The organism is Prevotella sp. P5-126, from assembly GCF_002251185.1.
GTDB lineage: Bacteria > Bacteroidota > Bacteroidia > Bacteroidales > Bacteroidaceae > Prevotella.
Genome location: NZ_NPIZ01000020.1, coordinates 21,068 through 34,022 on the forward strand (window position 1 = coordinate 21,068; position 12,955 = coordinate 34,022).

A 12,955-nucleotide genomic window follows, 5' to 3' on the forward strand; every position below is an offset into this window, starting at 1 on the left:
TTGTCTTATTTCAAGAAACCAAGTAGGGCAACGAGATAAGCATTCCAGTTGATGGCAATTTCATTGGAAGCGTAACTGCCTTCGTGATCTTGGTATGATTCATCGGGTGATGACGATGGGTAAGCAGGCACATTCTTTGCATCCTGTTGACCACTATTAGCACCTCCTGCGAGAAATCCCGGCAGTGGTTCTTCAATGCCGTCGGCTGCCGAAATACGCTGGTGAGGACGCATGACGCGCTGTGTGCCAAAGCCAGTCAGATAGCAATAGCCCGTGGCATTGCGTCCGAAGATGTGGTCGATAGTGGTGATGGCAGCTTTGCGGTAGGTATTGTCTTTGGTAAGGGCGTATTGGTACATCTGTGCAATGCCTCGTCCTGCACATTTTTCAGAGTTGCTTCCCCAAATAAAATCGGATGCGCTGTTGCCGAAGATAGAGTAGAAGGGTGATGTGGCGAGCGCCTTGATATCTTCGTCACAGAATGTTTTGAGTGATTTCTTCATGCAGCAAGTCTTGAGTTTTCCAGCCTCTTTAGTTTGTAGCAGTTCCTGATTGAGCCATTGGAAGATGCCCAGTCCGGCAACGTTGCCCCATGTGGGCAGGGTGAACTGTTTGGGAGCGAAGGCTCGAGCCTGTTCAAGGTATCCTTGTTCTCCTGTTGTGAGATACATTTCTGTAGCTGCCCAGAAGAATTCATCGTCTGCATCGTTGTCATCGTATGTTCCTGTGTTGACGTCAGGGTCATACTTGCTGTTGTTGTCTTGCTGTGTATAGTAGTTTTTGGGGAATCTCACAGCCCATGCGTATGCACGTTGTGCAGCGTTGGCAGCTATCTTGCAGAATGGTTGATATTGTGGATAATCCTTGTAGATACGTGCTGCGAGTGCCATTGTAGCAGCAAAGTCGAGTGCTGCCTGCGTGCTCTTTTGCACCACATAGCGGTCTTGTTTGCAATCCACAGGCATGACGAATGCTTCGAAATTGGGAGTGGTCAGTTTGTGATAGACACCTCCGTCGTCGGGATCCTGCATGGTCAGCATCCATTCCAGATTGTACATGATTTCGTCCAAGAGGTCGGGCACGTTGTTGTTTGATTCTGGAATTTGCGTATCGATCTGTTCGAAATGTTCTTTGTTTAACTGGTAAGCTTGTAACATCAGGCCGATGGTGAATCCAGAGTTGACGATATATTTATTGTAGTCGCCAGCATCATACCAACCTTTTGGCGAGGAAATGACCGTTCCGGCAGGGCGCTTGGGTGATGCTGCCGATGGGTGTATGAGAACTCGAGTGTCGGGATGAGCTGCTTTTCGGGCAAAGGCTCCAGCGTATTTAGCTTCGATGTCCGTTCCTGTGCGCTGTAGATAGAAGGCCTTGATGGCAGCCTTCAGCGCCTCGTTGTATGGATGTTCGGCGATGTTGATGGTTTGTTTGTTCTTACCTGCAGTCAGGGTGTAGGTGCCTGGTTTTGTTACGGTAGAGAAATCTACAACCTGTCGTACTTTGTCGTTGAAGGGGGACTTGAGTGTTCGTACGGCTTTTCCGCTCCACACTTTGCGTCCGTTGTGGTCTTTCAGAATAAAGTTGCTGCTTTTTCCCGTTGGTTCAACAACGGCAACTTTGGATTCATTGACATAATAGCCCACTTGATTGACCTTGATGGGATTTTGTGCCGTAGCTGTGAGTGCGCTTGCTGCGACGAGTGTCAATAGTGTTTTTTTCATCATTTTAAGTTTTGGTTATGAATAGTATTGGAAATGAATTTTTATGTTTTCCTTATATATAATAAGGTGGATGTGCTTTATGGGGGGGCATGCTGTTGATGCTGTGTGCAACAGTAGGGCAGATGGTTACTGTTTAGCCCGATGCTCGTTGACGAGTGATCGCATCTCTTTGAGCAGATCGCTGGCAAAGATGAAGTCGGTCAGTCGCTTATTGGTAGATTGCATGATGTCTGCCGAAACTCCCTGCCACTCTTTGTGACCTTCGTAGATGAAAAGTATGTTTTCGCCGATGGTTGTCACGGAGTTCATGTCGTGTGTATTGATGATGGTGGTAATGCCAAATTCATGGGTGATGGAGTGGAGTAGGTCGTCGATGACCAATGATGTCTTAGGGTCGAGACCAGAGTTTGGTTCGTCGCAGAAGAGGTAGCGTGGGTTGAGTGCGATAGCTCGTGCGATGGCAACTCGTTTCTGCATACCTCCTGAGATTTCACCGGGATATTTTTTTTCAGCGCCAATCAGATTGACACGGTCGAGACATTCGCGTGCACGTTGTGTGCGTTCGTGAAGTGTCATGGGCGAGAACATATCGAGTGGGAACATCACGTTTTCCAGTACTGTGAGTGAGTCGAATAGTGCAGCACTTTGGAAAATCATGCCCATTTCTCGGCGCATCATCACCTTTTCCTGTTTCGACATCTGTACGAAGTCTCTTCCATCGTATAGCACTTGTCCACTCGTAGGTTCAAGCAGTCCCACCAGATTTTTCATCAATACCGTTTTTCCGCTACCGCTCTGACCGATAATCAGATTGGTTTTTCCATCTTCAAATATGGTGTTGATACCTTTCAGTACCTCTTTATCGTCGAAACTCTTATATAGGTCTTTTACCTCAATCATTGTTGCAAGTGTATTGGAATGTTGGAAATATTGTGGTTAGGCTCATGAGAGCAGTTGGGTGAGGAATACATCGGAACATAGGATGAGTACGCTCGACGACACGACAGCGTCTGTTGAGGCTTTGCCCACATTGACCGAACCGCCTTCTACGTTGTAGCCGAAATAGGAGGGTACTGCCGATATGATGAAGGCGAAGAACAAGCTCTTGATGATGCTCATCCATACGAACCATGGTTGGAAATCGTGTTGCAGTCCGAGTGTGAGGTCGTCGGGTGGGAGTATGTGGGCTATGTATGCTGTACCGTAAGCACCTATGATACCCATTGCTGATGAGAAGATGACCAATAGCGGCATGATGGTCACCATGCCGAGAATCTTGGGCAGGATGAGGTAGCATGCTGAGTTTACACCCATGATGTCGAGTGCGTCAATCTGTTGGGTGACGCGCATCGTGCCAATCTCCGATGCGATGTTTGATCCGACTTTTCCCGCCAGTATCAGACACATGATACTTGATGAGAACTCCAGCAACATAATCTCACGAGTGGTGTAGCCGCTGACCCATCGGGGCATCCATGGACTCTGGATGTTGAGTTTCATCTGGATACAGATGACAGCTCCGATGAAGAAAGAGATCAGCAGTACGATGCCGATGGAGTTGATGCCCAGTTGCGCCATCTCTTTCGTATATTCCTTGAAGAACATACGCATCCGCTCTGGACGCGAAAAAGTGCGCCCCATCAATATGATGAATTGGCCGAAATGTGTCAGCCAGTTGTGTAATAGTTTCATAGGATAATATGCTTAATTGAATGCAAAGGTAGTGTAAACTGAGAGAAAAAACAAGTTTTTCTTTGAAATTCACGCAGTTTACACTACCTTTGCACATGAAAAGATACATGGCAATGGACGAAATTACGAACAATAAGCCGGAACAGTTGGTGTTGCGCACCGAGGGTCTGGTCAAACAATATGGCAAGCGCACCGTGGTGAGCGATGTGAGTTTCGATGTGAAACAAGGTGAAATTGTAGGGCTGTTGGGTCCTAACGGAGCCGGCAAAACCACATCGTTCTATATGACAACCGGATTGGTTGTTCCCAATGGCGGACACATCTATCTCGGCGACGAGGAGGTGACAGACTATCCTGTCTATAAGCGTGCTCGTGCCGGTATCGGCTATTTGGCACAGGAGGCATCTGTGTTTCGCAAGATGTCGGTAGAGGACAATATTCTCTCGGTATTGGAAATGACGGGCAAACCACGTGACTATCAGCTCGAAAAACTTGAAAGCCTGATCAAAGAGTTTCGCCTTGGAAAGGTGAGAAAGAATAAGGGTGACCAGCTTTCTGGTGGTGAGCGACGCCGTACGGAGATTGCCCGTTGCTTGGCTATTGAGCCCAAATTCATCATGCTCGACGAACCGTTTGCCGGCGTTGACCCTATTGCCGTGGAAGATATTCAGCAGATAGTTTGGCAACTGAAATATCGCAACATTGGTATTCTGATAACCGACCATAATGTGCACGAAACTCTTAACATTACCGACCGTGCCTATCTGCTCTTCGAAGGTCGCATTCTCTTTCAAGGTAGTCCTGAAGAATTGGCGGTCAATCCTGTGGTGAAAGAGAAATATCTGGGTACCAACTTCGAACTGAAAAAGAAGAACTTCCAAGAGATGGCAGAAGCCAAACGCCGAAAGGAAATGGAGGAAGACGAAGAGAATAGATGAAACCCTTCATGCCTGAGGTTTGGCAAAATCTTAGAACAACATTCTCCACTTTCTTTCCAACGACCGATGTTTGACAGGTGTTCGGTGGGTATTTGATCAATAAAACTCACGTATTTCCTTCGGGATGCCTTCGGGATGCCTTCGGGATGTCGGTTTGTTGCTTGATGGGGAGATCCCAAGTAAGTCCCAAGTAAGTCCCATTATTTGCGGAAAACTATGGGAGGATGATGGGAAGATAGTGGGAGAAACTTCGCTCGTCAGTTCGATAATCCAAAGAAAAATTCGATTTTCTTTTGTATTCTGCTCACTTATTCGTAACTTTGCACGCTCAAAACTGCATATAATAATTAAATAAGGTATAAGAAGAGATGAATATTTCATTTGAAGCTCCTGACAAAATCAATGGTTTGATGACCATCGTATTGGAGAAAGAAGACTATCAAGCAGAAGTCGAGAAGACTCTGAAAGATTATCGCAAACGCGCTAATGTACCCGGATTCCGCCCTGGTCAGACTCCTATGGGTATGATCAAACGTCAGTATGGTACTGCCGTTAAGGTTGACGTGGTAAACAAAATGTTGGGTGAGGAACTCTACAAGTATGTTCGCGAAAACAAAATACAGATGCTCGGCGAACCCCTCAACAGCGACAAACAGAAGGAACTCAACTTCGAAAGCGATGAGCCATTGGAGTTCATGTTCGATATTGCCGTAGCTCCCGAATTCAAGGCAGCCCTCTCTGGCAAGGATAAAGTTGACTACTACAACATCACCGTTGACGACAAACTGATCGACCAGCAGGTGGAAATGTATCAGCAGCGTTCTGGTAACTACGAGAAGGCAGAGCAGTATGACGCAGAACAGCGCGATTTGCTCAAGGGCGACCTGCGCGAACTCGACGAGAACGGAAACGTTAAGGAAAATGGAATTACCATTGCCGACGTTTCTCTTATGCCTCAGTACATCAAGGTAGAAGACCAGAAGAAGCTTTTCGATGGTGCTAAACTGGGTGATATCATCACTTGGAATCCCCGTCAGGCCTATCCTGAAAACGACGCAGAGGTTTCTTCTCTCCTCAAAATCAAGAAAGAGGAAGTTGCTCAGCACACAGGAGACTTTACCTATCAGGTAACTGAAATCTCACGCTTCACAAAGGCAGAGGTTAATCAGACACTCTTCGATCAGGTTTTCGGCGAGGGTAATGTGAAAGACGAAAAAGAATTCCGTCAGAAGATTAGCGAGCAGATTAGCGAGCAGTTCAAGTCTGATTCAGACTATAAGTTCCTGCTCGACGTACGCAAGCACATGGAGAAGAAGGTTGGTAAGCTCGAATTCCCAGAGGCTCTGCTCAAGCGCGTGATGTTCAATAACAACAAGGACAAGGGCGAGGAGTTTGTAGAAAAAAACTTCGAGGCCAGCATCAACGAACTCGAATGGCACCTTATCAAAGAGCAGCTCGTTGCCGCTCAGAACATCAAGGTTGACGATGCAGACATCAAGAATGTAGCCAAGGAGGCCGCTCGCGCACAGTTCGCACAATACGGAATGGCAAATATTCCAGAGGAATATCTCGACAACTACGCTACAGAGATGCTGAAAAAGCGTGAAAACGTAGATGGACTCGTAGATCGTGCCGTTGACCTGAAGCTCATCGACGCTCTGAAGAATGTTGTGAAACTCAACGAGAAAGAGATTTCAATGGAAGACTTTCAGAAGATGCTGCAAGAGAAATAAGCATTTTTAAGAAAAAAACCTCATGAATATTGCGAGGTTACCAACTTTTTTCGTAATTTTGTATTTATAATATACGCAAAAAGGGTTGGTAACCTCGCTTTTTTGTTTCAAAACCAAAGAATGATGAACAACGATTTTAGAAAATATGCTACTAAGCATTTAGGTATTAACGGTCTCGTACTCGACGAAGTGGTGAGCGCACAGGCACAGTATCTGAACCCCTATATCTTGGAAGAACGTCAACTGAACGTTACCCAGATGGACGTATTCTCACGACTGATGATGGATCGCATCATCTTCCTCGGTACACAGATTGACGACTATACTGCCAATACACTACAGGCACAGCTGCTCTATCTCGACTCAGTAGATAGCGGCAAGGATATCAGTATTTACCTCAACTCACCAGGCGGAAGCGTAACAGCAGGCCTCGGCATCTACGACACCATGCAGTTTATTACTTCCGACGTAGCCACCATCTGCACAGGTATGGCAGCATCAATGGCAGCCGTGTTGCTCGTGGCTGGAGCAGAAGGCAAACGCTCGGCGCTTCCCCATAGCCGTGTGATGATTCATCAGCCACTGGGTGGAGTACAGGGACAGGCATCGGATATTGAAATCGAGGCCAGAGAAATCATGAAATTCAAGAAAGAACTCTATACTATCATCTCCAACCATTCACACACACCATTTGATAAGGTGTGGAACGATTCTGACCGTAACTACTGGATGACAGCAGAAGAGGCCAAAGAGTATGGTATGATAGATGAAATACTGGTCAGAAAGGCATGAAGAAACAATGTAATTTCTGCGGACGCACCGAACGTGAAGTCCCCCTGTTGATAACAGGTCTCCATGGATGTATCTGTAGCGACTGCGTGACTCAGGCCTATCAGGTGTTGCAGGCTAACGGATTCGATAAGGACGCGAAAAAGAAACAAGCCGTTCCGGAACTCAAGAAAGTTCCTAAACCCAAAGAGATAAAAAAGTATCTCGATGAATATATTATAGGTCAGGATGAGGCCAAGCGCTTCCTCTCCGTAGCAGTATATAACCACTACAAACGACTGCAACAGCCTGTAGATGAGAACGGAGTCGAAATCGAGAAAAGCAACATCATCATGGTGGGATCTACCGGAACCGGTAAGACCTTGCTGGCACGCACCATCGCCAAACTGCTTGACGTGCCCTTTACCATCGTCGATGCTACCGTATTTACCGAAGCCGGCTATGTGGGCGAGGATGTAGAGAGTATCCTCTCACGCCTGCTGCAAGTGGCTGACTATAACGTGGAGGCTGCCGAGCGTGGTATTGTCTTTATCGACGAGATAGATAAAATTGCCAGAAAGAGCGACAACCCCAGCATCACACGCGACGTGAGTGGCGAAGGTGTGCAACAGGGACTGCTCAAACTGTTGGAGGGAACAATGGTTAACGTGCCACCACAGGGCGGACGCAAACATCCTGACCAGGAATACATCCATGTGGATACTCGCAATATCCTCTTTATATGTGGAGGAGCCTTCGACGGCATTGAACGCAAGATTGCGCAACGACTCAATACCCATGTCGTGGGTTACAACTCGGTACAGAATGTACGCAAGATAGACAAGGGCGACCTGATGAAGTATATTCTGCCCCAAGACTTGAAATCGTTCGGACTGATTCCGGAAATCATCGGACGTCTGCCGGTGCTGACTTATCTCAATCCGCTCGATCGCGACGCGCTGGAGAAAATATTGGTGGAACCCAAAAACTCCATCATCAAGCAGTATGAGAAACTGTTTGATATGGACGGCATCAAACTGACATTTGCCCCAGAAGCCCTCAAACTCATCGTCGATAAGGCGATGGAGTACAAACTCGGTGCACGTGGACTACGCTCTATCGTGGAGTCTATTATGATGGACGCCATGTTTGAAGTGCCTTCCAAACGCGCCAAATCCTTTGAAGTGACTGCAGAGTACGCACAACAGCAACTCGATAAATCGCATTTACAGTAATTAAGCCTATTGCAATGAAAGTTAATCTTACCCAAGCACTCAAACAGTTTTTTGGCTTCAGCCAATTTAAAGGTGACCAAGAGCGCATCATCCAAAATCTACTGGATGGCAACGATACCTTTGTGCTGATGCCTACAGGAGGTGGCAAATCCCTTTGCTACCAATTGCCTTCCCTGCTGATGGAAGGAACAGCGATTGTCATCTCACCATTGATAGCTCTGATGAAAAATCAAGTGGATGCCATCAGTATGATGAGTGAAGAGGGTACCGCACATTATCTCAACTCATCGCTCAACAAAGCAGCGATAGACCAGGTGAAGGCCGACATTCGTTCCGGAAAGACTAAACTGCTCTATGTGGCACCGGAATCGTTGACCAAAGAGGATAATGTCAACTTTCTCAAAAAGACAAAGATTTCTTTCTATGCAATAGACGAAGCCCACTGTATCTCCGAATGGGGTCACGACTTCCGACCCGAATACCGTCGCATACGACCCATCATCAACCAGATTGGTGAGGCACCCATCATCGCACTTACCGCTACGGCAACAGACAAAGTGCGTACTGATATCAAGAAGAATCTCGGCATGAGCGATGCTACAGAATTCAAAAGCTCGTTCAACCGCCCGAACCTCTATTATGAGGTAAGAAACAAAACCAAGGATGTGGATAAGGACATCATTAAGTTCATTAAACAACATCCAGGTAAAAGCGGCATCATCTATTGTCTCTCGCGCAAGAAAGTAGAAGAATTGGCGGAAATCCTACGCGCCAACGATATCAAGGCACAGGCTTATCATGCCGGACTTGAATCGGCTTTGCGCTCGCAGACGCAGGATGACTTCTTGATGGAAAAAACAGATGTTATCGTGGCTACGATAGCCTTCGGAATGGGTATCGATAAGCCAGATGTCCGCTTTGTCATCCATTACGACATCCCTAAGTCGTTGGAAGGATACTATCAGGAAACAGGACGCGCAGGTCGAGATGGAGGAGAAGGCGTCTGCATCGCTTTCTATTCGAAAAAAGACTTGCAGAAGCTGGATAAGTTTATGGAAGGCAAACCCGTGGCAGAACAGGATATTGGCAGACAACTGTTGCAGGAAACAGCAGCCTATGCCGAGACTTCTGTGTGCCGACGCAAGATGCTACTCCATTATTTCGGTGAAATATATCCCAAGGACAACTGTCAGAACTGTGACAACTGTCTGCATCCGAAAACCAAGATAGAGGCACAGGAACAGCTGGTAATCCTGCTCAATACGGTGATTACCATCAAGGAAAACTTCCGTTCTGACTATGTCATCGACTTTATTACCGGAAAGGAAACAGAGGAGATATTGGCGCATAAGCATCAAAACAACGAACTGTTTGGTGCGGGCGAGGATATGGATGAGAAATTGTGGAATCCCGTTATCAGGCAGGCTCTGATAGCAGGATTCATAAAGAAAGATGTGGAAAACTATGGCTTGCTGAAAATAACAGCTGCCGGAAAGAAATTCTTAAAGAAACCAGAATCATTTATGATTGTAGAGGATAAAGACTTTGACGAAGACTACGAGAACGCTTCGGAACACGATGGAACTATGACTGCGCTCGATCCTACGCTCAGCATCATGCTGAAGGACTTGCGCAAAAAGGTTGCCAAGAAAATGGAGCGTCCACCTTATGTGATATTCCAGGATGTAAGCATCGAACAGATGGCTACCGATTATCCTATCACGTTGGAAGAACTCAAAAACATACAAGGTGTAGGAGAAGGAAAGGTGAAACAGCCTTATGCAAAGGAGTTCGTAGATCTGATCGCCAAATACTGTAAAGAGAACGACATCACACGACAGGCTGACCTGCGCGTGCGTACCGTTGCTAAGAAGTCGATGCTGAAAGTGAAAATCATTCAGGCCATCGACAGACAAGTGGCGCTTGACGATATTGCCAATGCACAAGGCTTGGACTTTAGCGAACTGCTCGACGAGGTGGAGGCTATCGTATATAGTGGTACACGACTGAATATCGACTATTTCCTCGATGAGGTGATGGACGAAGACCATATTGACGATATTTATGACTATTTTGCTGAAAGCGATACAGACTCGCTCGATGCGGCTATTGACGAACTGGGTTCTGAGTGCTCGGAAGATGAAATCAGACTGGTGCGCATCAAGTTTATTAGCGAAATGGCCAACTAATACTGCCAATGGTTATGAAAAGGACAACGACATATCTTATGGCTCTGGCTGCACTATTGCTGATGGCGCAGCCTGCTGATGCGCAGTTCTTAAAGAAAATGTTTAAGAAAAAAGCGCGTACAGAGCGGAAAGCTAAAGTGGGAAAAGATGGTATTGACGACGATGCCCAACAGGCACTTGCCGATGTGACAACCTTTGCCGATAATTCCAACAACCGCAACGCTTTCCTCGGAATACCATTGGGAATCAAGGCTGAACGCTTTGAAAAACAACTGTTGGAACAAGGATTTACGGAACGTAAAGCCGAGGGAAACCAAACGGCAAAGACTTATGTCTATGAAGGAGACGTGTATGGTGCAAAAGCTCGCGTAACACTTTATACTTCAGAAGACACCGAACGGGTATTTGCCGTTGATGTGGAGGGAGTTGCTGTCTATCCTACCAAAAAGGATGTGCAAGGACGCTTCCTGCATCTCAAACAACAACTTGCCAAAGTATATGGACAAGGATATGTGGATCGGGGAGACGAGGCCTATACCATCATCAGCAGACTGGGAACCACCACACTCCATTATGAGAGTTCGGGAGTGGGACAGTCATATACTATCGGTATTACCATAGACGACGCAAAGGCTTATGCGATGGCCTATCAGGAAATGGAAGACCGTGAATACGAAGCCAAGCCACGCGTCTTGACAAACGGATTGGCAGAACCGCTGAAACATACCGATCTGGTGGGATTGGTATTCTTCCTGACCAAAAACCGCACCTTAGTGTCGGCCAAGACTCTCTTGGCATCCTATGATTATTCGATTGGTAAGATGAACCAGATGAAGTCGCCACAGGCCACCCTGACCATTGGCGATTATCACTCAAATGTGGTTTTCACGCGTTCTAAGAAAAACTATACGGCATTTGTCATTACTGCCAACGATGACCTCGATGCGGTACGTTGCGACTTGCAGACTTACGGTTATACCACAACCGATAAGGTCAACTATCAGCAAGGACGTGTGAAGATTGCCGTTGCCACAAACAAAAACGGCCAGGTTGTTGTACGAGTGCGCTGATACTTACTCATTTCAACGATTGATACTATACTGCGTTAAATCGTATTAATAATCGGTGAAACGCTTGTAGGTATCGGAAAAAATGAGTAATTTTGCACGCAATAAAATTTTAAGGAGTTATTTATGTCATCATTTATTGCAGACAAAATTGTGATGGACGGCCTTACATTTGACGACGTCCTCCTGATTCCCGCTTATTCGGAAGTGTTGCCTAAGACGGTAGAGTTGAAAACCAAGTTCTCGCGTAACATCCAGCTGAATGTTCCTTTCGTGACAGCAGCTATGGATACCGTGACCGAAAGTCAGATGGCGATTGCCATTGCACGTGAAGGCGGTATCGGTGTTATCCACAAAAACATGCCGATAGATAACCAAGCTCGCGAGGTGGCTATCGTCAAGCGTGCTGAGAACGGTATGATCTATGATCCTGTTACCATCCGTCGTGGATCTACGGTGCAGGATGCCTTGGCCTTGATGGCTGAATATCATATCGGTGGTATTCCTGTTGTAGATGAAAACAATTATCTCGTAGGTATCGTGACCAATCGTGACCTGCGCTTTGAGCGTCGCTTGGATCGTACTATCGACGAGGTGATGTCGAAAGAGAATCTGGTGACAACCCACCAGCAGACCGACTTGATTGCTGCTGCACAAATCTTGCAGGAAAATAAGATTGAGAAACTCCCCGTTGTTGATAAAGACAACCACTTGGTAGGCCTCATTACTTATAAGGATATTACCAAGGCAAAGGATAAACCCATGGCTTGCAAAGATGATAAAGGTCGTCTGCGTGTAGCTGCAGGTGTAGGTGTTACCGTTGATACCCTCGACCGTATGCAGGCACTTGTCAATGCTGGTGTTGACGCCATTGTGATTGATACTGCCCATGGACATTCTAAGAGCGTTATCGAAAAACTGCGCGAGGCTAAGGCTTCGTTCCCCAATATTGACATCGTAGTAGGTAATATCGCTACCGGAGCTGCCGCCAAAATGTTGGTGGAGAATGGCGCAGATGCTGTTAAGGTCGGTATCGGTCCGGGTTCCATCTGTACCACACGTGTTGTCGCAGGTGTCGGCGTACCCCAGTTGAGCGCAGTATATGATGTTTACCAGGCCTTGCAGGGCACAGGTGTACCTTTGATTGCTGACGGTGGTCTCCGCTATTCTGGCGATATCGTTAAGGCATTGGCAGCCGGTGGTTCTTGCGTGATGATTGGTTCGCTGGTAGCAGGTACAGAAGAAAGCCCCGGCGACACTATTATCTATAATGGCCGTAAGTTTAAGAGCTATCGTGGTATGGGTTCACTCGAAGCCATGGAACACGGATCTAAGGACCGTTACTTCCAGGCAGATACCAAAGATACCAAGAAACTTGTACCAGAGGGAATTGCCGGACGCGTTCCTTATAAGGGAACTGTACAGGAAGTTATCTATCAGATGGTAGGTGGACTGCGTTCTGGTATGGGCTATTGCGGTGCTCCAACTATCGAGAAATTGCATGACGCTAAGTTCACTCGCATCACCAATGCTGGTGTGAACGAGAGCCATCCACACGATATCACCATTACAAGTGAGGCTCCAAACTATTCACGCCCCAACGATTAAG

Annotated in this window: 10 protein-coding genes; 7 read left to right on the plus strand and 3 right to left on the minus strand. The window is 46.7% G+C overall.

The features are described from left to right. Window positions 1-5: 5 nt before the first annotated feature. The 3 genes from CIK90_RS01980 to CIK90_RS01990 form a co-directional block, all read right to left on the minus strand. The gene (locus CIK90_RS01980) at window positions 6-1,727 is read right to left on the minus strand and encodes a glycoside hydrolase family 9 protein (RefSeq protein WP_254046248.1); all 1,722 of its coding nucleotides are present in this window, start codon (window positions 1,725-1,727) and stop codon (window positions 6-8) included. A gap of 123 nt (window positions 1,728-1,850) precedes the next feature. Next, window positions 1,851-2,624, minus strand: a complete 774-nt coding sequence (locus CIK90_RS01985) for an ABC transporter ATP-binding protein (RefSeq protein WP_094389508.1) — start codon at window positions 2,622-2,624, stop codon at window positions 1,851-1,853. Between the two features lie 42 nt (window positions 2,625-2,666). Next, a complete protein-coding gene (locus tag CIK90_RS01990; RefSeq protein WP_094389509.1) occupies window positions 2,667-3,416 on the minus strand; it encodes an ABC transporter permease in 750 nt (249 codons plus the stop codon). A gap of 113 nt (window positions 3,417-3,529) precedes the next feature. Here CIK90_RS01990 and lptB point away from each other — a divergent pair, with 113 nt between their 5' ends. The 7 genes from lptB to guaB all read left to right on the plus strand — a co-directional run bounded on the left by lptB (window position 3,530) and on the right by guaB (window position 12,954). Beyond that, window positions 3,530-4,354 (plus strand): LPS export ABC transporter ATP-binding protein, encoded by an 825-nt coding sequence (gene lptB / locus CIK90_RS01995; protein WP_094389525.1) that lies wholly within the window; start codon window positions 3,530-3,532, stop codon window positions 4,352-4,354. Window positions 4,355-4,722: 368 nt separating this feature from the next. Beyond that, the gene (gene tig, locus CIK90_RS02000; RefSeq protein WP_094389510.1) at window positions 4,723-6,087 is read left to right on the plus strand and encodes a trigger factor; all 1,365 of its coding nucleotides are present in this window, start codon (window positions 4,723-4,725) and stop codon (window positions 6,085-6,087) included. A 123-nt stretch (window positions 6,088-6,210) separates the two neighbouring features. Further along, on the plus strand, window positions 6,211-6,879 hold the full coding sequence (gene clpP / locus CIK90_RS02005) for an ATP-dependent Clp endopeptidase proteolytic subunit ClpP (RefSeq protein ID WP_094389526.1): 669 nt from the start codon (window positions 6,211-6,213) through the stop codon (window positions 6,877-6,879). Then, window positions 6,876-8,090, plus strand: a complete 1,215-nt coding sequence (gene clpX, locus CIK90_RS02010; protein WP_094389511.1) for an ATP-dependent Clp protease ATP-binding subunit ClpX — start codon at window positions 6,876-6,878, stop codon at window positions 8,088-8,090. The genes clpP and clpX overlap by 4 nt, the downstream gene beginning before the upstream one ends. Window positions 8,091-8,098: 8 nt before the next feature. Beyond that, window positions 8,099-10,279 (plus strand): DNA helicase RecQ, encoded by a 2,181-nt coding sequence (gene recQ / locus CIK90_RS02015; protein WP_094439566.1) that lies wholly within the window; start codon window positions 8,099-8,101, stop codon window positions 10,277-10,279. 14 nt (window positions 10,280-10,293) lie between these two features. Beyond that, entirely contained in the window at window positions 10,294-11,349 is a 1,056-nt protein-coding gene (locus CIK90_RS02020) for a hypothetical protein (protein WP_144007195.1), read from the plus strand. A gap of 123 nt (window positions 11,350-11,472) precedes the next feature. Beyond that, window positions 11,473-12,954 (plus strand): IMP dehydrogenase, encoded by a 1,482-nt coding sequence (guaB, locus tag CIK90_RS02025; protein WP_094464211.1) that lies wholly within the window; start codon window positions 11,473-11,475, stop codon window positions 12,952-12,954. Window position 12,955: the final 1 nt, after the last annotated feature.

Bases quoted from the DNA above. Each gene is read 5' to 3' on its own strand.
- CIK90_RS01980 (WP_254046248.1), bottom strand. From the start codon at position 1,727: ATGATGAAAAAAACACTATTGACACTCGTCGCAGCAAGCGCACTCACA.
- CIK90_RS01985 (WP_094389508.1), bottom strand. From the start codon at position 2,624: ATGATTGAGGTAAAAGACCTATATAAGAGTTTCGACGATAAAGAGGTA.
- CIK90_RS01990 (WP_094389509.1), bottom strand. From the start codon at position 3,416: ATGAAACTATTACACAACTGGCTGACACATTTCGGCCAATTCATCATA.
- lptB (WP_094389525.1), top strand. From the start codon at position 3,530: ATGGACGAAATTACGAACAATAAGCCGGAACAGTTGGTGTTGCGCACC.
- tig (WP_094389510.1), top strand. From the start codon at position 4,723: ATGAATATTTCATTTGAAGCTCCTGACAAAATCAATGGTTTGATGACC.
- clpP (WP_094389526.1), top strand. From the start codon at position 6,211: ATGAACAACGATTTTAGAAAATATGCTACTAAGCATTTAGGTATTAAC.
- clpX (WP_094389511.1), top strand. From the start codon at position 6,876: ATGAAGAAACAATGTAATTTCTGCGGACGCACCGAACGTGAAGTCCCC.
- CIK90_RS02020 (WP_144007195.1), top strand. From the start codon at position 10,294: ATGAAAAGGACAACGACATATCTTATGGCTCTGGCTGCACTATTGCTG.
- guaB (WP_094464211.1), top strand. From the start codon at position 11,473: ATGTCATCATTTATTGCAGACAAAATTGTGATGGACGGCCTTACATTT.